The following is a 214-nucleotide window of genomic DNA, read 5'->3' on the forward strand; positions in this document are numbered from 1 at the left end:
TTCGACTCCTCTCGGGCGCGTTTTCCTTCGGGAAGTGGCTCAGCTTGGTAGAGCACCTGGTTTGGGACCAGGGGGTCGCAGGTTCAAATCCTGTCTTCCCGATACTTATTATATTATGGGGCCTTAGCTCAGCTGGGAGAGCGCCTGCCTTGCACGCAGGAGGTCAGCGGTTCGATCCCGCTAGGCTCCACCAAAAGTTCTTTGAAAACTGAAC

2 tRNA genes are annotated in these 214 nt (G+C 55.1%); both read left to right on the forward strand.

Annotation, left to right across the window (positions count from 1 at the left end):
• Positions 1-28 precede the first annotated feature (28 nt).
• Positions 29-102, forward strand: a tRNA-Pro gene (locus CN373_RS25005).
• A 15-nt stretch (positions 103-117) separates the two neighbouring features.
• Positions 118-193, forward strand: a tRNA-Ala gene (locus CN373_RS25010).
• Positions 194-214 lie beyond the last annotated feature (21 nt).

It is taken from the genome of Bacillus cereus (assembly GCF_002561295.1).
In the GTDB taxonomy this organism is placed as follows: domain Bacteria; phylum Bacillota; class Bacilli; order Bacillales; family Bacillaceae_G; genus Bacillus_A; species Bacillus_A cereus_S.